This is a genomic window from Planctomycetia bacterium (assembly GCA_034440135.1).
GTDB lineage: Bacteria > Planctomycetota > Planctomycetia > Pirellulales > JALHLM01 > JALHLM01.
This window is the reverse complement of the sequence record JAWXBP010000082.1, coordinates 16,727-39,249: the sequence shown is the minus strand read 5'-3', so window position 1 is coordinate 39,249 and position 22,523 is coordinate 16,727. Positions and strand designations below refer to the sequence as shown.

19 protein-coding genes are annotated in these 22,523 nt (G+C 61.5%); 11 read left to right on the top strand and 8 right to left on the bottom strand.

The genetic code is table 11. The features are described 5' to 3' along the window. Position 1 precedes the first annotated feature (1 nt). A complete protein-coding gene (gene rny / locus SGJ19_04735) occupies positions 2–1,561 on the bottom strand; it encodes a ribonuclease Y (protein MDZ4779538.1) in 1,560 nt (519 codons plus the stop codon). Positions 1,562–2,312: 751 nt separating this feature from the next. Between rny and tilS the strand changes: the two genes are divergently transcribed. Further along, a complete protein-coding gene (tilS, locus tag SGJ19_04730; protein MDZ4779537.1) occupies positions 2,313–3,317 on the top strand; it encodes a tRNA lysidine(34) synthetase TilS in 1,005 nt (334 codons plus the stop codon). A 21-nt stretch (positions 3,318–3,338) separates the two neighbouring features. Here the strand turns inward: tilS and SGJ19_04725 are convergent, their stop codons facing one another. The 4 genes from SGJ19_04725 to SGJ19_04710 form a co-directional block, all read right to left on the bottom strand. Continuing rightward, positions 3,339–4,064: an exosortase-associated EpsI family protein gene (locus SGJ19_04725; GenBank protein ID MDZ4779536.1), complete on the bottom strand. Its 726-nt coding sequence runs from the start codon at positions 4,062–4,064 to the stop codon at positions 3,339–3,341. 145 nt (positions 4,065–4,209) lie between these two features. After that, positions 4,210–6,429 carry a polysaccharide biosynthesis tyrosine autokinase gene (locus SGJ19_04720; GenBank protein MDZ4779535.1) on the bottom strand — a complete coding sequence of 740 codons (2,220 nt, stop codon included), beginning with the start codon at positions 6,427–6,429 and terminating at the stop codon, positions 4,210–4,212. A 280-nt stretch (positions 6,430–6,709) separates the two neighbouring features. Further along, positions 6,710–7,666 carry an exosortase/archaeosortase family protein gene (locus SGJ19_04715; GenBank protein ID MDZ4779534.1) on the bottom strand — a complete coding sequence of 319 codons (957 nt, stop codon included), beginning with the start codon at positions 7,664–7,666 and terminating at the stop codon, positions 6,710–6,712. Between the two features lie 231 nt (positions 7,667–7,897). Beyond that, entirely contained in the window at positions 7,898–8,482 is a 585-nt protein-coding gene (locus SGJ19_04710; GenBank protein ID MDZ4779533.1) for a DUF6174 domain-containing protein, read from the bottom strand. 556 nt (positions 8,483–9,038) lie between these two features. Here SGJ19_04710 and SGJ19_04705 point away from each other — a divergent pair. The 10 genes from SGJ19_04705 (at position 9,039) to SGJ19_04660 (ending at position 19,026) form a co-directional block, all read left to right on the top strand. Continuing rightward, positions 9,039–10,241 (top strand): DegT/DnrJ/EryC1/StrS family aminotransferase, encoded by a 1,203-nt coding sequence (locus SGJ19_04705; GenBank protein MDZ4779532.1) that lies wholly within the window; start codon positions 9,039–9,041, stop codon positions 10,239–10,241. Between the two features lie 104 nt (positions 10,242–10,345). After that, positions 10,346–11,902 carry an SDR family oxidoreductase gene (locus SGJ19_04700; GenBank protein ID MDZ4779531.1) on the top strand — a complete coding sequence of 519 codons (1,557 nt, stop codon included), beginning with the start codon at positions 10,346–10,348 and terminating at the stop codon, positions 11,900–11,902. Positions 11,903–12,088: 186 nt separating this feature from the next. Next, a complete protein-coding gene (locus tag SGJ19_04695; GenBank protein ID MDZ4779530.1) occupies positions 12,089–12,691 on the top strand; it encodes a sugar transferase in 603 nt (200 codons plus the stop codon). Then, on the top strand, positions 12,688–13,716 hold the full coding sequence (locus tag SGJ19_04690; protein MDZ4779529.1) for a formyltransferase family protein: 1,029 nt from the start codon (positions 12,688–12,690) through the stop codon (positions 13,714–13,716). The genes SGJ19_04695 and SGJ19_04690 overlap by 4 nt, the downstream gene beginning before the upstream one ends. Continuing rightward, a complete protein-coding gene (locus tag SGJ19_04685) occupies positions 13,716–14,381 on the top strand; it encodes a PIG-L deacetylase family protein (protein ID MDZ4779528.1) in 666 nt (221 codons plus the stop codon). The genes SGJ19_04690 and SGJ19_04685 overlap by 1 nt, the downstream gene beginning before the upstream one ends. A gap of 93 nt (positions 14,382–14,474) precedes the next feature. Continuing rightward, the gene (locus SGJ19_04680) at positions 14,475–15,386 is read left to right on the top strand and encodes an acetyltransferase (protein ID MDZ4779527.1); all 912 of its coding nucleotides are present in this window, start codon (positions 14,475–14,477) and stop codon (positions 15,384–15,386) included. Continuing rightward, on the top strand, positions 15,383–16,708 hold the full coding sequence (locus tag SGJ19_04675) for a class I adenylate-forming enzyme family protein (GenBank protein ID MDZ4779526.1): 1,326 nt from the start codon (positions 15,383–15,385) through the stop codon (positions 16,706–16,708). The genes SGJ19_04680 and SGJ19_04675 overlap by 4 nt, the downstream gene beginning before the upstream one ends. A gap of 3 nt (positions 16,709–16,711) precedes the next feature. Beyond that, complete coding sequence (locus tag SGJ19_04670; protein ID MDZ4779525.1) at positions 16,712–17,440, top strand: SDR family oxidoreductase; 729 nt, start codon at positions 16,712–16,714, stop codon at positions 17,438–17,440. Positions 17,441–17,622: 182 nt separating this feature from the next. Further along, complete coding sequence (locus SGJ19_04665) at positions 17,623–18,264, top strand: hypothetical protein (GenBank protein MDZ4779524.1); 642 nt, start codon at positions 17,623–17,625, stop codon at positions 18,262–18,264. A gap of 183 nt (positions 18,265–18,447) precedes the next feature. Next, the gene (locus SGJ19_04660) at positions 18,448–19,026 is read left to right on the top strand and encodes an acyltransferase (GenBank protein ID MDZ4779523.1); all 579 of its coding nucleotides are present in this window, start codon (positions 18,448–18,450) and stop codon (positions 19,024–19,026) included. Between the two features lie 81 nt (positions 19,027–19,107). Here SGJ19_04660 and glmM read toward each other — a convergent pair whose 3' ends face one another. The 3 genes from glmM to SGJ19_04645 are packed head-to-tail and all read right to left on the bottom strand — an operon-like array spanning position 19,108 to position 22,439. After that, complete coding sequence (gene glmM, locus SGJ19_04655) at positions 19,108–20,466, bottom strand: phosphoglucosamine mutase (protein MDZ4779522.1); 1,359 nt, start codon at positions 20,464–20,466, stop codon at positions 19,108–19,110. Positions 20,467–20,518: 52 nt separating this feature from the next. Next, on the bottom strand, positions 20,519–21,472 hold the full coding sequence (locus SGJ19_04650; GenBank protein MDZ4779521.1) for a UDP-glucuronic acid decarboxylase family protein: 954 nt from the start codon (positions 21,470–21,472) through the stop codon (positions 20,519–20,521). A gap of 16 nt (positions 21,473–21,488) precedes the next feature. After that, a complete protein-coding gene (locus tag SGJ19_04645; protein MDZ4779520.1) occupies positions 21,489–22,439 on the bottom strand; it encodes a GGDEF domain-containing protein in 951 nt (316 codons plus the stop codon). Positions 22,440–22,523 lie beyond the last annotated feature (84 nt).

The window sequence follows — 22,523 nt, the reverse complement described above, 5'->3', positions numbered from 1 at the left end:
ACTACTTGGCAATTTCCACGTGACGCGATTCCCGCAGCACGGTGACCTTGATCTCGCCGGGATAGGTTAACTGTTCCTCGAACGCGCGGGCGATATCGTGACAGATCTTCGCGGCCGACGCGTCGGTCGTCTCATGGGCGTGGACCAGTACGCGCAACTCGCGCCCGGCTTGAATCGCGAACGCCTGGGCGACGCCACCGAAGCTGGTGGCGATCTTTTCCAGTTCTTCCATCCGTTTGATGTAGCGCTCCAACGTTTCGCGACGAGCGCCGGGGCGTGAAGCGCTGCACGCGTCGGCCGCGGCGACCAGCACGGTGTACGGATTCTCGATCCGCAAATCGTCGTGATGGCCGAGCGCGGCGTGGACCACTTCGGGGCGTTCGCCATAACGCTTGAGCAAGTCGGCGCCGATCCGCGGATGGCCGCCTTCCGCTTCGTGATCGGCGGCCTTGCCGATATCGTGCAACAAGCCGGCCCGCCGGGCGAGCCGGCCGTCCATGCCGATTTCCTCGGCCAGCATGCTGGTGAGGAAAGAGACCTCGATCGAATGTCGCAGCACGTTTTGCGTGTAACTGGTACGGAAATGCAGCCGTCCCAGCAAGTAAATCAACTTGGGATTGAGCCCCTGCACGTCGGCTTCTTGCGCGGCCTCTTCGCCGAGTTTCTGCACGCGTTGTTCGAGTTCCTTCTGGGTTTCAGCCACGACTTCTTCGATCCGCGAAGGATGGATGCGGCCGTCAGCGATTAGTTTGTTGAGCGAAATCCGCGCGACTTCGCGGCGCACGGTGTCGAAGCCAGAGACGATCACGACGCCCGGCGTATCGTCGATGATGACGTCGACGCCCGTAGCTTTTTCGAAGGCGCGGATATTGCGTCCTTCGCGGCCGATGATGCGTCCCTTCATATCGTCGTTCGGGATGTCGACCGTGCTGGTCGTCGACTCCGCGGTATGCGACGCCCCGTAGCGCTGCATCGCGGAGATCAACAATTCTCGGGAACGACTCTCCGTGGTCTCGTGGAGCTGGCGTTCGAATCGCTGAATGAGCGCGCCTTGCTCGTGCTGCAGTTCGCGCTCCAGCGCGTCCAACAGCCGGGAAGTGGCCTCTTCACGCGACAGGCTGCTGATTTGGTGCAGCGTCTGGCGTTCCAGCTCCAGCATCTTGCTGAGTTCTTCGTTCCGACGATTCGCCTCGTCCATTTTCTCGCTCAGACGTCGCTGGTTCGCCTCGACCATCTTTTCCTGCTTGCGCACCTGGTCGGTCTGCTGGTCGAGCGAGTCCTGACGTTTGTCGAGCGCTCGCTCGCGCTCGTGAAGTTCATGCCGGACCGCGGCGTGCTTCTGTTCCACCTCGGCCAATTGCTGGATGGTGCGTTCCTTGAGCGCCAGTTCGGCCTCTTTGCGCCTATTCTCCATCTCCCGTTCGGTCCGCTCCAACAACTGCTGGGCCTGGGACTCGGCGTCCTTGAGGCGCAGGCGATCGATCATCTTCAGAATAAAGATGCTCAATCCGGCGGCCGCCAAGGCGGTGACGAGAATAATCACAACTTGCTGGGAGGTCACGGTGCGGCTACTCCTTGCGTGGCGGGTATCGCCGGGCGCTTCATCGCGCCACGGCCGCCGCGACTCGTGGCGAGCGCGGCGCAGCCCAAACTCAACCGATCGCTTGAAACGGATCGACTGCCAAGAAGCGCGCAACTCAGGCGCCAGTGGGCGCGACGCGCGAACGATTCGACCGCCCAACTTGGGCGGGAATCACAACGAGAATAAACGCCGATTCGGTCAGCGAAACAATCAGAACCGGCGCCGCCAGCGCAGACGCCCCTCGCCGGGACGCAACGAGCGCGCACGCTCGCCGCGGAAAGCTAAGGGACGTGGAATTTGCCTGGGAACAAGTGTCGCCAGATACGAGCCGCATCGCGAGGGTTCGGTACGCCGTGAGTCAGATTCCGTCGAGCTGTCGCGCTCGTCGGCAGGGAGACGCACCGGTTCCATTTGAGGGACGCGTCTGAGGTCGTTGATCAGCTCGCACAGGGCTTTTAGCACGACCAGGAGCAGATACATCGCTGGAACAACTCCCGCGCAAAAATGCAATTTTTCCGCCAACCGAATCAGAGTCAATTCACCGTGTCGCGCGCCTCGCCTCCGCGGCGTCCACTATCGGCCACATGCTTCGCGAAACGCTGGCAAACGAACGTCAAATGATCTCTGTCCCCATCTTACCAGTGCCGACCGTTGCCGCAAGCGTCTCCGGGGCTGTTTGTTTCGTGATAAGATGCTTGGCGGTGCACAGTTAGCGCAATCCTTTACCCCGATGCCAGAAAAACCTCCGTTCCTTGATCGACTTAGCGCTTCATGGCCCCCTAGCGAGTGGTGGGAGTGCGGAGCCGTCGTCGCGGTCTCCGGCGGCGCCGACAGTGTAGCCCTGGTGCGCGGAATGCAGGCCGTGGCTGGCTCGCAATCCGAGGCGATTTGCGTCGCCCATCTGGATCACGGGCTGCGCGGCGAAGCCGGAGTCGCTGACGCCGAATTCGTACGGCGATTGGCCGACGAACTGTCGCTCCAGGCGGTGATCGGGGCGGTCGACGTGCCGAGTGAACGTCGCGGTGGCGAGGGAATCGAGGCGGCGGCGCGCAGAGCACGCTATCGATTTCTACGTCGAACGGCCGAAGCTCGCGGGGCTCGCTTCGTGGCCGTCGGTCACACCGCCGACGATCAGGCGGAGACGGTGCTGCACCGACTCTTGCGCGGCTCTGGCCTGCAGGGCCTGGCTGGCATGTCCCGTGCGCGGTCGCTGGGTCCGGCGGTCTCGCTTGTCCGGCCGCTGTTGGAGTTCAGGCGGCGGGAACTCCGCGAATACCTGGCCGGGATCGGACAACCGTGGCGCGAGGACCGTACCAACGACGACCAACAATTCACGCGGAATCGGCTCCGGCGTCGGCTCTTGCCGATTCTGGAGCAGGACTACGGCCCCAACGTCGTGCCTGCGATCTGCCGCACTGCCGCGATGGCGACCGAGGCGCAGACGATCCTGTTGGCAGTTGCCCACGGCTTGGCAGACGAGGCGACGTCCCGTCAGGAAGCGTCGCTCGTCGTCGTTCGTTGTGGTGCCTTGGCCGGCGTGTCGGCGCTGATAATTAGCGAAACGCTGCGCATTTTCTGGCGCCAACAACAATGGCCGGAACAAAGCATGGGCTTTTCGGAATGGCGGGTGCTGACGGCGATTGTCCAGACGCCGGGCGAGGTCGCCGCGCGCATGCTGCCCGGCGGGATCCGCGCAGAAAAAAAGGGCGATGAGCTTTGGCTCAGCCGCCCTTGAGACAGTCGATTTTTGATGGGCCTACGCCTTTTCGGCGGGCTTTTCCGCGATTGGCTTTGCGGGCGTCTTGGCTCCCTCCGCGGGCGGCGCTACGAACAGCCGCTTGTCCAGTTCCGGGATCAGGTCTTGAATGAACCGGAACGCCGTACTGCCTTCCAAATCTTCGCCGGGACGCACCTGGCTGATGATATAGAGCTTGTACAGGGCCGGCAAACCCCGCAGGCTCCAACGCGCGTAGGTCGGGGAGACCCAGTCGCCGTCGTAGTTCCAACTCCAAAAGATCCGCAGGCGCTCCAGCTTCTTCTCATCTTCCAGTTTGAAGACCGTGGTGTTGAAATTCGCCACCGACGTTTTGGTCTTCGTTTCGTATTGCTCGACTTCCTTCTCCTGGTTGTAGCCGGCGGCCACGTAGCATTGCGTCGGCTCGTGCTTGGCGATGTTGCGGAAATTGCCGCACACCAGCATCACGGTTACCGATTCGTCGGTACGCGGGTTACGGTATTCGCGCGAAACATAACCGACGATGCCGGCGACCTCCTGCTCCTGGGCGTTCATCGGGTGGTCGACGGCTTCCCACTCGCCGATCACCTTGGGCACGCGTTCCAGGTTTTGCGCGAACTCCTTGACGATCTGGCTGTCGGATTTCGCGCCGAAGCGATTCGTCCAGTAGCCTTGCACGATCGACGAGGCGATCACCATCACCGCCGCGACGCCCACGGGAATCCAGAGCGCGGTTTGCTTGTTCATGTTGTGACTCGGGGAGGGGCCGGGGTGGCTGGTCGCGGCTGTCGAAAGTGGCGCCCCGATGGGGCTTGGGATTCTGGTTTGCCTCTATTTCCAGGGGTTGTCACCCCTGGCTATTGTCTGTCGCCCCTATCGGGGCTAGTAGCAATCAAGCGGCGGCCGGCTGCATGTCGATCAGGCGGCGGTGGCTCTTTTGTGCTTCACCGTTCACCACGGCGCCCATCACGTTGATGCCGACGCCTCGCAGGCGTTCGACGGCGTCGAACACCTTGGCGCCTTGGCTGACGTCCTTGAGGACCGAGACGATCGTGGCGTCGACATGCTGTCCGATCGAGAGCGAGTCCGCCACGGTCAACACCGGGGCCGAATCCAGCACGATGAAGTCGAACTCCGGCCGCAGGCCATCGAGCACGCCGCCGATGGCATCCTTGGCCAGGGCTTGCACTGCTTCGCCGTCGCAACGGCCGCCCGGCAGCAGCCAGAGGCCGGGCAGACGGGTGGGGCGAATGGAATCGTCGAGTTCCAGTTCGCCGCGGAGCACTTCGCACAAGCCCGGCTCGGCCGGCATGTCGAACAGTTCGTGCAGCGACGGGCTACGGATGTCGGCGTCGACCAGCAACGTGCGGCGTCCGCAACGCGCAAGGCTGGCTGCCAATTGGCTGGCGACCGTGGTCTTGCCTTCCTGATCGACGGCGCTGGTGACCATCACGATCTTGGTGCCGTCCATGCTCGTGGCGTGCAGCAGCAGGGTCCGCACGCGATCGATCGATTCATTCAGGATCGTCGGCAACATGACGTCATTGTTGCCTGCCAGGCAAGGCAACGCGCCCACGACCTTCATGCCCAAGCCGTCGGCCACTTGCGTGGCGGTGCTGATGCGGCGGGCTTGGAATTCCCCGTACGTGATGGCGAACATCGTCAGTCCGAACGCGCCCACCGAGCAGAGTCCGGTGAGGAAGTACTTGAAGATCCACTCGTTCCCCTCGGGCTTCTGGGCGGACATGACCAATTTCACGCGGGAATTGTCGCCGGAGAGCTCCAAGGTCATCATGCGGAGCTGATTGTCCATCTCCTGCCATTGCATACGGAGCGTTTCCACCTCCTGCTTGATACCCATCAAGTCGGCGGAGTTACCGCCCAAGAGATTGAGGTCTTCGGACATCTTCTTGCCTTCCGCTTGGAGCGAGGCAAGCTGCGCTTGCAGCGATTTCAAACTGGATTCGGCATTTCGCTGGTCGATCTCCAGCGCGCCCTTGGACGTGCCGATCATGAACTCCTGGGCCTCCTCAGCGGCGTCATGACGCAACTCGTCCATTTGGGCTTCGATGTCCGCCTTTTGCTTCGTCAAACCTTGCACCCGCGGGCTATTGGGGTCGGGAATCACCGACATTGTTTGCCGGATCGACTCGTCCACGGATTGCATCGACATCTGCAGCGACTGGAAACTTGGGTTGTTCTTTAAGACCTGTTGCAGGGCGTAAGCGCTCGGCTCGGCGTTTTCCGCTTTTTCCTTCACGGCCTTGAGCTCTTCAATCTTCTGGCTGGAACCGATGATTTCGCGTTGCATGTCCTGCTCCTCGCGGCGGAGGGCCTGCAACTCGTTCATCATGATCTGCATTTGAAACTGCACGGCGTCGGAACTAGCGGCCTTCAAGTCTCGGCTGAGGTTGAGTTCTTCTTTAGACTTCTGAGCGAGCTTGGTGGTCGTCGTCGAGAGTTCTCGTTGCAGCGTATCGCGCTTGCTTTGCTTGAACTGCCGTTCCTTGTCCAAGACTTCCTTGGTGTAGGCGTCCTTCACGGCGTCGACCAACTTGACCAATTCGTCGGCGTTCTCGCCCTTCATGCGGATGCGTAAAATGTCGCCGCCGCCCGGGTAGTCCACCATGATCTCGTCGTTGAGAAACCGCACCTGATCGTTGCGATTCGCTTTGATGCTCGGCAACTGCGCGATTTCTTCGCGCCGCAGCGCCGCCTGGAGCACCAGCGGGCTCTTCACCAGGGTCAGCTGCGATTTCTTGAACAGGTCGTGCTCGTCACGGCTGCCGCGGCCGCTGGCACCATCCATGATGTCCCCTTTGTCCTGCTGCTGCACCTCGAACAGGGCCTGGACTTCGTAATCGGCCGGAATCAAGAACCAGGCCAGCGCCGCCACGGCCAAGGAAGCGACGAGGCCGCACGCGAGGGCCGGCAACCAGCGACGCCGCAGGGCGTGCAACAACGTGATTGGGTCGGGGCCAGACGTCAAAAACGACGGCCGCACCGGCGCGGCGCCCGGCCAGGCCAAATGGCTGGGCATGGGATACATCGGCCCGATGGGCACAAGCGTGCCGGCGCCATTTCCGGCGCCGTCCGCGGATTTCGAGGGCACTACGCTAGTCCCTGGAGCGTCGCTGGATTGCGGAGGTAGCACCTGTCGAGTCTCCCAAAAGTGAGCAGTTCGATGAGCGGTTCAATCGCCGAACGATCGGTTCTCGAGGTTTCGGCCCGTCGACAGGTCGTTCGCAACCGACATGCCAGGCCAACGCCTAAGTACCGAAAAATGCCGTAAGTCCTCTCGCGTCTATCGTTTCTTCGCCTTCGTGGCACCGGCCGTACTATTCCGAATGTTGATTCTACGCAACGTCCCGGTGGTGGTTCATCAACATCCGCTACGCCCCTGAGCCTTTCAACTTCATGGCCGGCTTCAGGCCCACGGCGCCCAGCTTGGGTTTCGCGGTTTCCACGGTGATAAACAGGTTGTCGAGGATTTGCAGGAACAGGAACAAAAACCCGAGGGCAATGATTGGCATGATGTAGCCGGCCAGATCGTGGAACACGGCCTGGGCGGAGTCTCCCAAGTCGAAGCTGTAGAGGATGGCGGTCACCACGATGCGGATCATGTTGGTGATGATGGCGATCGGCAGCGCGCTGGCGACAACCAACAGGCGCATCCACATCGGCCGCTCGATCAACAGCGCCACGCCGACCGCCATGGCCAGGAAGATCGTGGCCATGCGGAGGCCGCTGCAAGCGTCGACGACGTTCAGGTCCTGGCCGAGCAACTTGATGGTATTGCCGGTGCGGTACGAAGCGATGCCCAACGTCTGCACGCAGAAAGTGCTGGCGATCGTGGCGAACTTGTTCATAGGAACCAGCAACGCCCGGTTCAGAAAGCCGGGCAGCGGGTACATGAAAATCATCATGCCCAGTCCTGGCCCGGCCCAACGCAAAATCTTCACGCCCCCCACGAGCAGGAAGACGCCAATGATGCAGGGCAAAAACGCCACCATCTCGATGTAGGGAACGCCGAGATAGGAGGCGAACAGCCAGGTCCCCAGCCCGAACGCCAGGAGCGCGGCGCCCGACCAGCGTTCCCAAGTGGGCACGTCGCCAATCGGTTCCCAGCGCAGGTAGAACCAGACCAGGGAAAATAAGGGCACCAAATAGCCGTGCGAGTACTGGGGATCGGACCAATAGTCCGACAGGTCGAAAATCGTCTTGCCGAAGCCAATCAGCAGCAGCACGCTGAGGCCGATCAGCATGGAAAACGGCAAGATTTGATCCGGATCGGTGATGCTGCGCTGGGCGGTCGCAGGCGCCACGGCAGCGGTCGCGGGTTTATTCATGGAGGCGAATCACTGTTAGTGGGGAAGGAATGCCGACGCTGAATAGCGAGGAACGGCGAGCCACGCTTCACCGTGTGCCGATCCATGGATCCGAATGAGCCTCAGGCCATGAGTCTCACGATACGCGCGTACAAAAAATCTGTCAAACAGTTCCAGCCTGGAACCGCCTTAACGGCGCAGGCGCTGCGTCGAACGGAAGGGTTGATCGGATCCTGACTTTGGCGCAACCCGCTACGGTTCGATCGGTTGGAATTTGGTGACCGTGATGTGAAACTTGGTTTGGTCGCCGGTCCCTTGCCGCGAGTATTCGAGCGGATAGCCGAGGTCCGGGTCGAGTTTGCCGACGTTGATCATCTGCTGTCCAGCGTTCCGGGCCGCCACGGAAGTGTCGCGTTCGATATACGCGGCAATCTGCGCCATTTGGCCTTCAATCGTCCACTGCGCCAACTCGTCCGCCCGAGTGCTTTCGATCTCGTTCCGGACTAGGCGCTTACCTTCGCCATTTCGCACTTCGAGGAGGTAGTCGGACTTATTTGCGTTGCTGACCACGGTCATCTCGAGGTCATAGTCTTTCGGGCCCAAGGCCTTCCATTTGGCGGCGGCCGCGTCCAATTCCCGGGAAGAGATCTCCGGCAAACCCGTGGGCGCTACGTCCGTGCCGCCGCTGACCCAGCGAAAGATCTGGAATAGCACCATCGACGCCACGACCGCGCCGGCGATACCCAGCAATTCCCGCCGGGAAATCTGTCGCTTACGGGCGGGCGGCGACTCCGCCGCGTGCGATTTCGCTTGCCTCGGCACTAATGGAACACTCACGCAATCGCCCCTTATTGCGAGCCGTCGACGAGAATCAGAAGAGCCGCTGATGAGCCGGTTCCGCCCGTGAGCCAGCCAGTTTTCAGTCTAACCGAGGCCACTCCGCCGCCACAATCATTTAGCGAGCGAAACCGGCAGAACAAGCGCCGCTCGCCCGCAGAATCGATACGCGGCGACGATCGAATTGGATTGGCGGACGAGTAATAATCTTGTCAAACTATTTGCGCTCACCAGGCGTAGTAAATCTGGAATCGCCGGAGGGGCTGCGCGCCGGGCACGCGGCAGGGAATCCACAGCGCTGGGGAGATTTTACCACCTCCTCGTGCTCGATCGAACGTGAGCGCGAGCATGCCGGGCCACCGCAAATGTCCATCACATAGGGATTTGCCTGCGGCCGAAGTGCTGCCCTGTGGACGGTGGCACGAAGGTTGCAATCGAACCATCGCCGGCAGCACACGGCTCGAAAGTTCGTGGATATCCTGGCAAAATCACCGTTGGGGACGATTGGTCCCACGTAACGCGTCACTTCCTTGAAACCACCGCGGAGATGTTACGCATGAGTCAGCCCACGTCGGCCCCCGCGACGCTTCCGGCCATTTTGGGGGGCGCGCCGCTGTTTCCGGAACTGGTTCCGATCGTGCGGCCGGCGCTCCCCAGCTTTGCGGAATTGGCGCCCGACTTCGAAGACATGTTCCAAACGCGGATGCTGACCCGCGGCAAGTATCTCCGGGCCTTCGAGGAAGCCGTCGCGAAGCATCTCGGTTGCAAACACGCGCTCGCGGTCTCCAGCGGTTCCAGCGCGCTGATGCTCTCCTACCAAGGCCTGGGGCTGAAAGGCGACGTGATCGTCCCCAGCTTCACCTTCATGGCCACAGTCAACGCGCTCATCTGGAACAACTGCCGGCCCGTGTTCGTGGACGTGTTGCCGGACACTCAGTGCATTGACCCCGAGGCGGTCGAAGCCGCGATCACGCCCGCGACGACCGGCATCGTCGCCGTACATAATTTCGGCAATCCGGTCGATTGCGACCGGCTGGAAGCAGTCGCCAAGCGGCATAACCTGAAAGTCGTCTACGACGCCGCGCACGGCTTTGGCTCGCTTTATCAGGGCAAGCCGGTCGGCGGACAAGGGGACGCTCAATGTTTCAGCCTCAGCCCGACCAAACTGCTGATCGCCGGCGAAGGCGGCATTGTCACCACGAATCACGACGACCTGGCCGAGCATGTGCGCGTGGGACGTGAATATGGCATGGTGCCGGTCTACGACACGCGGTTCCCGGGGCTGAACGCCCGGATGAGCGAAATGCACGCTCTGGTTGGTCTGCGTAGTTTGACGTTGCTGGAGGAAGGGGTGCAGCGTCGGCAGGAGCTGGTGGCATTGTTCAAACGCGAATTGGCAACGGTGCCGGGCCTGGGCTACCAGACCATTCTTCCCGGTGATCGCTGCTCGTACAAAGACTTCTCGATTACAGTGAACCCGCAGGAGTTTGGCCTTACCGCCCCCCAACTGGCGAAAGCGCTCAAACACGACAACGTCGACAATCGGCAATACTGGGTGCCGCCGGTGCATCAGCAAAGCGCTTACCGGCGATTTGCTCCTTCCGCCGAAACTTTGCACAATACAAACTGGCTGGCAGACGTGAGTTTGAGCCTGCCGATCTGGTCCAGAATGGATGACGACGTGGTGATCGGCATTTGCCGGGCCATCCAACAGATCCATGAACACGCCGCGGCAGTGGGCCGGGCGTTGGTGGAATGAAAATGAAATTGAAGTTGAAGTAGGCGGCCAAAATCGTCGCGGTGGCGGAAGGGCAGCGCCGATCGCAACGAAGCGAGAAAGTCCACAACCGGGAGCGACAACGCGTGTTACCTTCGAGGTTCAAGTTTTCAGCGGGCACGATTCTCCGCATGGCGGCCGACGCCGCGCTGATTCATTTGGCGCTGCTTACGGCGCTCACGCTGCGCTTTGTGGTCGCCACGTTGTTCCAAAAGCGCGACGCATCGCCCCTGGCCGACAGCCGCTTCTCCGAGTTGATCGGCGACTTCGCCAGCAACGGCTGGGCGATCACGCTGATCTGCCTGGCCGTGTTCTACTTGAGCGGCTTCTATACCTACGGCCGCGCCTACCAGAGCCGCTACAAGGCAGCGATCATCGCCCAAGCGGTCAGTCTGAGCTATCTGATCTACGGGTTCATGGTCCCGTTCCTGTTCGGCGAAATGCGACTGACGTCGCGCGGGGCATATGTCATGGCCTGGGTGCTGACGATCGTGTTTATGATCGCCGCCCGATTGTGGAGTTCTGCGTGGAAACGCTATGTTCAGCCGGAACAAGACGCCGAGTTGCGGGCTCGTCGCGGCGAAAAGCGGATTCTGGTGATTGGCGGCGCCGGCTACATCGGTTCGGCGTTGCTCCCCAAGTTGCTCAACAAAGGCTATCAAGTTCGCCTGCTGGACCAACTTCTGTTTGGCGAAGAACCGATCGCGGCGTTGCTCGATCACCCGAAGTTGGAGATCATTCACGGCGACTTCCGCCATGTGGAAAAAGTTGTCGAAGCGATGCAGGACGTCGACGCCGTGGTGCATTTAGGCGCCATCGTCGGCGATCCTGCGTGCAGCCTGGACGAAGACTTGACGATTGACGTCAATCTGTCCGCGACGCGGATGATCGCCGAGTTGGCCAAAAGCGCCGGCGTGGGACGTTTCATCTTTGCCAGCACTTGTTCCGTCTACGGGGCCACGGACGAAACGCTCGACGAGCGTTCCGTGGTGCGCCCCATCTCGCTGTACGGCCACACCAAGCTGGCATCCGAAAAAGTGCTGCTCGGCATGGCGAATGACGATTTCCGCCCGTCGATCGTGCGTTTCGCCACGATTTACGGCCTCTCCGGCCGAACGCGGTTCGACCTGGTGGTGAACCTGCTGACGGCCAAGGCCAAGATGGACGGCCAGATTACCGTCTTTGGCGGCGATCAATGGCGCCCGTTCGTGCATGTCGACGACGCCGCGCTGGCCGTGGCAAAGGTTCTCGACGCCCCACTCGACGTAGTGGGCAGCCAAATCTACAACGTCGGCTCGGACGAGCAGAACTACACGATCACCGACATCGACAAGATGGTTCACGAACAGGTCCTGGCCGCGGAGTTACTGATCAACTCCGACGACACCGATAAGCGGAATTATCGCGTCAGCTTTGCGAAGATTCGCAAGCAGCTCGGCTTCGAGCCGCAATGGACCGTGGCGATGGGCATCCAGCAGGTGCTGGAAGCGATCTCGAACGGCGATGTCGAGAACTACACCGAAGCCCGGTACAGCAACGTCAAGTTCCTCAAAGAAGGGGGCGCCAGCAACTTCAGCAAGAGCAACTGGGCGAAGGAGCTGATCAACGAAATTTCCGGGGAGCGGGAGCGGACGTCGGCTTGATCTTCAGTTTGAAGTGTTCGGCGGAGGAGTTTTCAGTTTTCAGTTTTCAGTTTTCAGTGCTTGGACTCGGCGCCCACGTAGAAAGCTGCACGCGTTCGGAATGTCGCTTTCAGAAGAATCGATGTACTCAAATACTGAAAACTGAACACTTCAAACTCCTCGCATCGGAACACTTCAAACTCCCAAATGTATTCCACGATCGGAAAACGCGCCCTCGACCTTGCGATCTCCTTGCCGATCTTGCTGCTGAGCGCGCCGTTGTTGGCAATCGTGGCGTTGCTGGTGCGCTTGGATTCGCGGGGATCGATCCTGTTCTTGCAGGATCGGCTGGGACGGAACGGAAGCACCTTTCGGGCGTACAAGTTTCGCACGATGACCGATTGGCCGCGTGTGCCGGACAAAGAGATTTACGGTCGTGACGCCGAGGTGACCCGCGTGGGTTACTGGCTGCGACGTTTCAAGATCGATGAGTTGCCCCAGCTGATTAATGTCTTATCAGGCGAGATGTCGATCGTGGGGCCGCGGCCGGCGTTGCCGCGACAGATCGAGGAATATGACGAACATAGCCGCCGCAGGTTGCTGGTGCGGCCAGGACTGACCGGGCTGGCGCAAGTGAATGGCAATACCTATCTCTCCTGGCCGGAGCGCTGGGACTGGGATGTCGACTACGTCGAACGCGTATCGCTGGCACTCGATGTGGCGATTCTCCTCAGAACCATCGGCGTCATCCTTCGCGGCGAAGAACGCTTCCTACAACGGCTGTCGAAACCAAACGGGGTTGGAACTTGAATCAGGCCGCTTCGCCAAGAATCGTGCTGGCAGGCAGCGTCGGCAGTTCGCGCCGCACGCTCGAAGCCCTGTTGCGCCATGGCGCTGCGGTCGTGGGCGTATTGGAATTGACGGACGAAATCGCTCCTCAAGTGAGCGGATTCGCGCGATTAGCGGACGAGGCGGCGAAGGCCAATGTACCTTGCTCGACCTTCCGCAACATCAACGCCCCGGAAATTATCGAGCAGGTCCGCGCTTGGCAGCCGGATTTGTTGTTCGTCGTAGGGTTGTCACAACTTGTGAAGCCAGAGCTCTTGGCTGTCCCAACGCGCGGTTGCGTGGGCTTTCATCCAACACATTTACCCAAGGGACGCGGCCGGGCGCCCATCGCCTGGTTGACGCTCGACGGCACGCCCGGCGCCGCGACGTTCTTCCTGATGGACGACGGCGCGGATTCCGGACCGATCCTCGTCCAAGAGCCCTTCGATGTCACGTCGGCGGACTACGCCGAAGATGTCGTCACGAAAACCGAAGACGCCTTGGATCGCGCCCTGGATCGCTGGCTGCCAAGTTTATTAAATGGCGAATGGAACCCGGGGCCTCAAGACGATGCACTTGCGAGCTATCACGGCAAACGCGGTCCGGAAGACGGCCTGATCGATTGGCGCGACTCAGCGGAACGCATTCACGCCTTGATTCGCGCCGCGTCTCGGCCGCATCCCGGCGCTTACACTTTTGTCCGCCGGCGAAAACTCATCCTTTGGCGCGCGGAAGTCGATCGCACGACGCCGTTCCGCGGCGTGCCGGGGAGAATTCTGGACGTTGATGCCGAACGTGGCGCGCTCGTTCAATGCGGCGATGGATTGCTCTGGCTCACTGTAGTGGAATGGCCGGCCGATGCGCCAGCGGCGCGGTTGAGCGTCGGCGTGAAGCTCGGCGTCGATCTGGAGGATGAAGTCGTCCGTCTGCACCATGAAGTCGAATCGCTGCGGGAGCGAGTCGCGCTGTTGGAAGCCCAGTTGCACCCGGCCGGAGCGCCATCGTGATGCGAGTCGTCGTCGTGGCGCCCCATATGGATGACGAAGTGCTCGGCTGCGGCGGGGTCATGGCCCGGCACGCCGATGAAGGGGCGGAAGTACACGTCGTCATCGCCACGCGTGGGATTCCGGAGTTGTTTCCCGCGGAGTTGGTGGCGCGCGGTCGAGCGGAACTCGCCGAAGCGCATCGCGTGCTGGGAGTCGCGGGGGTGCGGTTTCTCGACTTCCCTGCGCCGCGGCTCGACACCGTGCCCCGGCATGAGTTGGCAGACGCGCTGTCGCGAGTGTTTCATGAGCTGCAGCCTTCGGTGCTGTACTTGCCGCATCACGGCGATATCCATGCCGATCACGGACATGTCTACCATGCCGGCCTGGTGGCCGCGCGCCCGCTAGCGAATTGCCCGGTGCGCAAGATACTCTGTTACGAGACGCTGTCGGAAACCGAATGGACGCCACCGATCGACGGGGCAATGTTCTTTCCCACCGTGTTCGTGAACATCGAACGCCAGTTGCAACGCAAGCTCGACGCCATGGCCTGTTATGCGAGCCAACTCAAGCAACCGCCCAGTCCCAGATCGCTGGAATGCCTGAAGGCATTGGCACATTTACGGGGATCGACCATCCACGCCCACGCGGCGGAAGCGTTCGAATTGGTGCGGGAGATTGTGGACTAAACTGGATGGGGCGCGGTTGTGGATGATCCGGCCGAGGTCACAGACCTCGGCTAACGTTTTTCTGGTCTTGAGTCGTCGATAGGAAAGTTCGAGATGTTCATCTTCGGTGCTGCGGGACACGCCAAGGTAGTGCTGGATATCGCGCGGGGGACTGGCGCCACGGTCGAAGGCTTCATTGAAAGTGAAGTCGGCGCGCCGGAGTTCGCCGGGTTGCCGGTCTTCACCGCAGCGGAAGCTCTAAACCGCGCGGCGGGCGAGTTGATCGTCGCCATCGGCAATCCACAGACGCGCAAGTCGGCGACGGAACGCTTCGCGCAGCAAGGCTGGCGAATGAAGAGCCTGGTGCATCCCCGCGCGGTGGTGGCCGCGGGCGTACACCTCGGCGCTGGAACGGTGGTGATGGCCGGCGCGGTCATCAATCCGGGAGCGCGCATCGGCCAAGGCGTGATCGTGAACACAAACGCCAGCATCGACCACGACTGCGAACTTCGGGACTTCGTGCAGATTTGCCCCGGCGCCAGCTTGGGGGGCGCGGTCCGCATTGGCGAGGGTACGTGGATCGGCGTCAATGCGTGCGTCATTCAAGGGCTGTCGCTCGGCGCTTGGACGATGGTCGGCGCAGGCGCGACGGTTGTGGAGGAATTGCCGGACGAGGTCGTCGCCTATGGCGTGCCAGCGAAGATTCAGCGCCGCGAGCGCTATTTCCCCGTCGAAAGCGCGCCCGCGAGCACCGCGGCAGCTACAGCGAAAAGCTCTGTGCAAGACACCGTGGCCGACGTGATCAACACGATTCTCCGCGACTCCGGCCGCGACGTGCGCGTCTTTGCCAGCGCCGATCAATTGATGGGAAACATCGGCCTCGATTCCCTGGACCTGGCCGTAATGACGGTCTCGCTGGAACAACGCGTCGGGCTCGATCCGTTCCGTTCCGGCCGCGGCGCCGTACGCAGCTTTGGCGAGTTAGTCGCCGTTTACGAAGAGTCCTTGCGGGACGTGGCCAAATGATCAGCCATCTTGTCGACGACGCCCGGCGCGAACATGCGGACTCCACGGCCGTTCGTTGGTCCGGCGGCGCGTGGACTTACGCGGAGTTGACCGCGGCAGCCGATCAGATTGCCTCCGTCCGCTCGCAATGGCATGGACAGCGAGTCGGCATCGCTTGCCGTCGCGCCGAGCGACAAATCGCGCTACTGGTGGCGCTCGATCGCATCGGCGCAGCCGCGTTCCTGCTTCCTTCGAGCCTGTCGCCCGCCGCGGTCGATGCATTGCGAGCGCAATGCGGCTTAGCCGAGATCGTCGGCGATGAACTCTCGAAGAGCCTTGAACAAACGAGCGAACCCGCACAAGCTGGCGAGCCTGGCAGCGTGGTGTTGTTCACCTCCGGCACCAGTGGACCGCCGAAACCGGCCGTGCATAGTTGGCAAAGTCTCAGTGCGGCAGTAAGTCGCCGTGCGCAGAATATGGGTCGCCGGTGGCTGCTGGCGTACGACCTGGCGCGATTCGCGGGCTTGCAAGTGATGCTGCAATCAATCGCCACGGCCGGAACCCTATGTGCGCCGGCGTCGCGCGATCCGCAAGACGTCTTGCGCTCCCTGCGCGACGACCGCGTCGAATTTGCCTCCGGCACCCCGACGTTCTGGCGCATGTTGTTAGGCGCGGCCACTTCGGAAGAATTGGCCAGTTGCGCGCTCACGCAGATCACGCTCGGCGGCGAAGCGGTCGATCAGGGCGTGTTGGATCGCTTGCGAGCTGCCTTTCCACAGGCGCGAATCAGTCACATCTATGCTTCCACCGAAATGGGAACCTGCTTTGTCGTCAATGACGGCCGCGCCGGTTTCCCGGCGTCGTTCCTTGACGATCCTTCGTTGCCGACGCGGTTGAAAATCGCCGACGACGGGGAATTGTGGATCGCCTCCGAACGGGCGATGAAAGAATATCTCGGAGAAGCAGGCGCCGCGCGCGAGCCGTGGTTCGCTACCGGCGACATGGTCCGTCAGGACGGCGATCGCGTGTATTTTGTCGGACGGCGTACGGAGTGCATTAACGTCGGCGGCGCGAAGGTGTTTCCGGCCGACGTGGAACGCGTCATCCGCGCGGTGCCCGGCGTGCGCGAAGTCCGCGTGCATCCGGTGCCGAGTTCGATCGTCGGTCAATTGGTCGGCGCGGAAATCGAGCCTGCCGCGCAGCCGCCCGCCGAAGGTCTGCGCGACGCGGTGCTCGCCGCCTGCCGCCGCGAGTTAGTGAAATATCAAGTGCCAGCGCAATTGCGGTTTGTCGAGAGGCTAGCCGTGAATGACGCCGGAAAAATTGCCCGGGGAGGAGCTTGAATCTTGTCGCCACGCGTAATCATCATCTCAGGCGGAAGCCGCGGCCTGGGCGAAGCCTTTGTACGGCGCTTTCATGCGCTGGGCGATATCGTCGCCACGTTCAGCCGCAAACGGACCGCGACGATCGACGAATTGCAGGCGATCGACCAGGAGCGGTTGTTCTATCGCGAAGTCGACGCGACGGACTCCAACGCGATGCGGACGTTCGTTACGGCCGTGCATGAGAAGTACGGCCGCATCGACGCCCTGGTGAACAATGCCGGCCTGGCGCACGACGGCGTGCTGGCCACGATGAGCGACGATCGCATCGACCAGATGCTCGACATCAACCTCCGCGCGTCGTTGCTCTTGGCGCGAGAATGTTCGCGCATCATGTTGCTGGCCGGCGCGGGTTCGATCATCAACATCAGTTCGATCATCGCCAAACGCGGCTTCTCCGGACTGTCCGCCTACGCCGCGACGAAAGCCGGACAGATCGGCATGACGCTGGGACTCGCTCGGGAACTCGGCCCCAAGAACATCCGCGTCAACGCCATCGCACCGGGCTACCTCGAAACCGAAATGTCGCACGGCCTCAATGACCATCAACGCAACCAGATCATTCGACGCACGCCACTTGGCCGACTCGGCAAACCCGCGGACATCGTCCCCTGCGTCGAGTTCCTGCTCTCTCCGGGAGCGGCGTTCATCACCGGTCAGGTCATCACGATCGACGGCGGTTCGACGGTGTGACGTATTTCCGTTTGAACCGCAGAGGCGCTGAGACGCGGAGCAGGAGAGAGAAGATGAATCGCAATGAGCGCCGCGATCAAATACTGAAAACTGAACACTGAAAACTTCAAACTCCACTCCTTCCTCCGCGTCTCGGCCTCTCCGCGGTTAAGATAGTATCAACGCTCATTCCCAGGTGCCTCGTGCTAGATCTTGTCATTGTCGGAGCCGGCGGGTTTGGCCGCGAGATGTATCACTGGGCGCGGGATTGTTTTGCCGCGGAACAGTATCGCATCAAGGGCTTTCTGTCGGCCAAGCCGACGGACCTCGACGGCTTTGAGATCAAGGCGTCGATCATCGGCGACCCGATGGATTACGTCCCGCAGGCCAACGATCGCTTGCTGTTCGCGATCGGCTTAATCGACGTCAAGCGCCGGTTGATCGACGCCCTCGTGGCGAAAGGCGCGCAATTCGAGCGGCTGGTTCATCCCACGGCGATTGTCTGCAATACCGCGAAACTCGGGACTGGCGTGGTGATCTGCCCGTTTGTGACGGTCAGCGACAGCGTCCGCGTGGACGATTTCGCCATGCTAAACTTCTATGCCTCCTGCGGGCACGACGCGCACGTCGGCGCCTACAGCGTGCTCTGTCCCTACGCCACGTTGAACGGGTTCGCCGTGATCGAGGAAGAAGTCTTCATGGGCACGCACTCCACGGTCACGCCGTCCCGCCGCGTGGGACATCATTCGAAGATCAGCGCCAACTCACTGGTCAGCCAAAACACGCAGCCGCACACGCTCGTCTTCGGCGTCCCCGGCCAACACAAACGCCTGTTCACCGCGTAAACCAAAGTAACCGCGAAAAACGCGAAAGATCGCGAAAAGGGAGATGAAGCAGTCCACGGAATGCGCGGAAAGATACGGAATATCAAGCTCAACTGCTTTCGTGTTCTTCCGTGGACATAACATTTCCAATTCTCCTTTTCGCGTACTTTTGCGTCTTTCGCGGTTCCAAATCCGATTTCCTATATGAAGTGGCAGCAGTTTTTTCAGTACCATCCAGGTAAGCAAATAGCGGCCGTGCTCGGCCTTGCGCGCGGCGCTTGGTGGCGGTTGCGCGGGTGCAGTCCTGGTTGGCCGGTTGTGCATCCCAAGGTGCGGTGCCAATGCCGTGGCGGGAGGATTGAGCTGGGCCATCTCACGAAGTTGAGCCGCAATGTCTATATCGAAGCGGTGAGCCACGAAGCCGGCGAGATCGTGCCGCTGACGATCGGCGATCATACGCGAGTCTGGGACGAGACGCGGATCATGGCGCACAAGAGCATTTCGATCGGCAAGGATTGTGCCATCTCCTGGAACTGCACGATCCTGGATTGCGATCTGCACCACATGAGCTTCGATGGCGAAACCTTCGAGCCGAACTCCGCGCCGATCGTGATCGAAGACCACGTCTGGATCGGCTGCAACGTGACGGTGCTGAAGGGCGTCACGATCGGCGCTGGTGCGGTGATCGCGGCGGGGTCGGTGGTGATCCGGGATATCCCGGCCGGCATGCTGGCGGCCGGCGTGCCGGCGAAGGTGATCAAACCGGTGCCGCGGTGGAAGTGACTCGCCGTAGGTCAGGCTTTCAGCCTGACTGGGGCTGCCGTCGACGTCGTTTGCTAAGCAAGTTAGGCTGGAAAGCCTGACCTACGACTGGCGCAGTACTTCGAGCGCCGTAGCGCAGAGTTCTTGTGCTTCCGGTTCCGTGGGCGCTTCCGCCACCGCGCGGACGATGGGTTCTGTGTTGCTGCCGCGGACTAGGAGCCATTTGGTGGGGAAATCCAATCGGAGGCCGTCCATCTCGTCGGCCTTGGCTTCGCTGAAATGGCTCTTAAGTTTGGCGAAGGCCGTCGGCAATTGGTCCGCCGACATTGTCATCTTGGTCTTGGCGATCGCGTAGCGCGGCAAGGCGTCCGCAAGTTCACCTACAGATTGTTCGCGCGCTGCCATTGCGTCCAAGACAAGCGCCATTCCGACGAAGCTGTCGCGGACGTAACCGACTTGGGGATGAATGGCGCCGCCGCTCCCCTCGCCGCCGATGACCGCGCCTTGGGCTTTCATCACTGCGGTCACGTTGGCCTCGCCGACCGGCGAACGAAACGCCGGAACGCCATACTTCTTGGCCAGATCCTCTGTCATGCGGCTCGTGGAACAGTTCGTCACTACCGGGCCCGGATGGGATCGCAGCCAATGGTCGACGCAGAGGGCCAGCGTGTATTCCTCGCCAAGATAGCGACCGTCCCGATCGATGATCGCCAGCCGATCGGCGTCGGGGTCCTGGCAGAAGCCGACGTCGGCGCCGATTTCGGTCACGTGCTTCAACACGCCCGCCAGGTTTTCGGCGATCGGTTCCGGCAAGTGCGCAAACTGTCCGTCCGGTGTCGCTCCCAGCACGGTCACGTCGCAGCCCAGTGCTTCCAGCAATCGCTTGCCGAGGGCGGCGCCGGCCCCGTGATTCGCGTCGAGCAGCACTTTGAACTTCCGTGCGCGAATCGCCGCCACATCCACAATGTCCAGCACCAGTTCCAGATGCTTGGCATGTGGATCGGCAACGCGCTCCACTTTGCCCGGCGTGGAGGCGATCGCCGGCGCGGCATGAGCGCGGTATTGGTCGATGACTTGCTTGCCATCCTGCGCGGAGATCACCTGACCCGCGCCGGAGAAGAGCTTGATCCCGTTGTACTGCGGCGGATTGTGGCTGGCGGAAATCTGTATGCCGCCGGCCGCCTTGAGCTCACGCACTAGGACGCCCGTGGTCGGCGTGGCGGCCACGTCCGCTTGCAGGCAGACGCGTCCGTGGCGGATCAGCATTTGCTCGATCGCCGCCGCCAACATGGGACCGCTCGCGCGGCCGTCGCGCGTCACGACAATGGGCCCGTCCGGGAGCGTCGTCAAGTACGCCGCGGTGAACCGGGCCGCCACATCGCCGTCGAGTGATTCGCCGATGACGCCCCGCAATCCGGATACGCTGATAATCGGTTCGGCAGTCAGTTTCGTCAGGGACACGTGATGGCACTCGCGAGTTCAGTTCAAGATGAGCAGGTTGGCGAAGATGACGTTACTTAGGTACGCGTTGTCGAAATTCGGCGATCGTCGCTGTGATGCCTGCTTCCAAACCGATGCTTGGATGCCAGCCGAGATGCTGTTCGGCGCGGCCGATGTCGGGGCGACGTTGTTTGGGATCGTCTTGCGGCAGCTGCCGACGCTCAATCGCCAGGCCCGGTTGAATGCGGTCTCGCACCATTTCCGCGAGTTGCAGCATCGTGAATTCGACGGGATTTCCCAAGTTGTGCGGTTCGTGGCAGTCGCCGCCATCATAGTCCATCAACTTGACGAGCCCGTCTACTAGGTCGTCGACGTAGCAGAACGATCGCGTCTGGCTGCCGTCGCCGTAGATGGTGAGCGGTTCTCCCAACAGCGCCTGGCGGATGAAGTTGCTCACCACGCGGCCGTCGTCGAACGCCATCCGCGGACCATACGTGTTGAAGATCCTCGCGATGCGCGTGTCGACGCGATTGCTGCGGTGGTAGTCCATGAACAACGCCTCGGCGCAGCGTTTCCCCTCGTCGTAACAGGCGCGGATGCCGATCGGATTCACACGTCCCCAATACGATTCGTGCTGCGGATGCATCTCGGGGTCGCCGTAGACCTCGCTGGTGCTGGCTTGCAAGATGCGTGCGCCGACCCGTTTGGCCAGGCCCAGCATGTTGATCGCACCGACGACCGAGGTCTTGATCGTCTTGATGGGGTTGTGTTGATAGTGAATGGGTGACGCCGGGCATGCGAGATTGAAGACCCATTCGACTTCGAGCAAGATCGGCTCCACGACGTCGTGCCGAATCAACTCGAAGCGAGGATTCCCCAGCAAGTGGACGACGTTTTCTTTGCAGCCGGTAAAGAAGTTGTCGAGGCACAGCACCTCGTGACCGTCGGCGATCAAGCGGTCGCAAAGATGCGACCCGAGAAAGCCGGCGCCGCCGGTCACCAACACGCGTCGCGAAGCAGGAGGCATATTGCTGCGAAATCCTCTACTTGACGGAGTGAACCATCGGCCGTCCGGCGCGCTTCGCGGCGTACATCGCCCGATCCGCCGCTTCGATCATGGCCGCGGGGTTGTCGATCGTACCATCTCCCAGCACAAATCCGATGCTGGCGCCGACATGCAGGAAATGGCCGTCGACCTCGAACGGCTCCATCGCGCGCGACCAAAGTCGTTCGGCAATGCGCCGGGCCTCGCCGGCCTCGTCGATCGAATCCACGAGGACGGTGAACTCATCACCGCCGCGGCGCGAGAGCACGTCACCCGGTCGCACGCCGGCCGCCAGTCGTCGAGCGACAGCGGCCAACACGCGGTCCCCCACGGCGTGGCCGAATTGATCGTTGACCGGCTTAAACGCGTCGAGATCGATGAACAGCAGCGCAAAGTGCGGGCGGCCCTCGCGCTGAACGCGTTCGATGGCCAGCTTGAGCCGTCGATCGAATTCATTGCGATTTGTCAGGCCAGTCAACGGATCGACATCGTTGGCTGGCGGCGGCACGATCACATCGAAGGTCGCCGGAAATACGATCAGCAACGCTTCATCGCCGGGCTCGCCATGACGATGCACGGACACGGCTATTTCAGGAATTCCTTGATCGGACGAACGTAACCGTACGGAAGTCGTGCGCGGGAGCCCAGTCAGGTCGGTCGGGAGCCGTCGCAGTTCGAGCCATGATTCGTTCGTCAGGAATTCTTCGATCGCGTGGCAGGAAGCGCGCGGCGAGGCGGTTGCCATCCACTCCCGCAGGCGGACATTTGTCGTCAAGACATGCCCATCCGCTGCGCGTACCACCAACATTGGCGACGCACTGAATTCAAAGGCGGCCCGCAGGCAGTCATCCATGGGCGACCCGGGCACTACCGTCGTCGCGCGCACCGGAAGAAACTCGTCCGGTGCAAGCGCGTCTTCGGGTTGTGCGTCCGGCAGGGGCGTCGTCATGGCGTCGCGGGGATCAGGTGCGCTCAAAAAATCACGTTAGGCAGACTGACAGAATTCTACCGCACCCTGCCGGTTTGGGGGAGA

What these genes read in the sequence shown, in the direction of transcription:
- tilS (MDZ4779537.1), top strand. Translation starts at nt 2,313, where the DNA reads ATGCCAGAAAAACCTCCGTTCCTTGATCGACTTAGCGCTTCATGGCCC.
- SGJ19_04725 (MDZ4779536.1), bottom strand. Translation starts at nt 4,064, where the DNA reads ATGAACAAGCAAACCGCGCTCTGGATTCCCGTGGGCGTCGCGGCGGTG.
- SGJ19_04715 (MDZ4779534.1), bottom strand. Translation starts at nt 7,666, where the DNA reads ATGAATAAACCCGCGACCGCTGCCGTGGCGCCTGCGACCGCCCAGCGC.
- SGJ19_04705 (MDZ4779532.1), top strand. Translation starts at nt 9,039, where the DNA reads ATGAGTCAGCCCACGTCGGCCCCCGCGACGCTTCCGGCCATTTTGGGG.
- SGJ19_04695 (MDZ4779530.1), top strand. Translation starts at nt 12,089, where the DNA reads ATGTATTCCACGATCGGAAAACGCGCCCTCGACCTTGCGATCTCCTTG.
- SGJ19_04685 (MDZ4779528.1), top strand. Translation starts at nt 13,716, where the DNA reads ATGCGAGTCGTCGTCGTGGCGCCCCATATGGATGACGAAGTGCTCGGC.
- SGJ19_04680 (MDZ4779527.1), top strand. Translation starts at nt 14,475, where the DNA reads ATGTTCATCTTCGGTGCTGCGGGACACGCCAAGGTAGTGCTGGATATC.
- SGJ19_04675 (MDZ4779526.1), top strand. Translation starts at nt 15,383, where the DNA reads ATGATCAGCCATCTTGTCGACGACGCCCGGCGCGAACATGCGGACTCC.
- SGJ19_04660 (MDZ4779523.1), top strand. Translation starts at nt 18,448, where the DNA reads ATGAAGTGGCAGCAGTTTTTTCAGTACCATCCAGGTAAGCAAATAGCG.
- SGJ19_04650 (MDZ4779521.1), bottom strand. Translation starts at nt 21,472, where the DNA reads ATGCCTCCTGCTTCGCGACGCGTGTTGGTGACCGGCGGCGCCGGCTTT.
- SGJ19_04645 (MDZ4779520.1), bottom strand. Translation starts at nt 22,439, where the DNA reads ATGACGACGCCCCTGCCGGACGCACAACCCGAAGACGCGCTTGCACCG.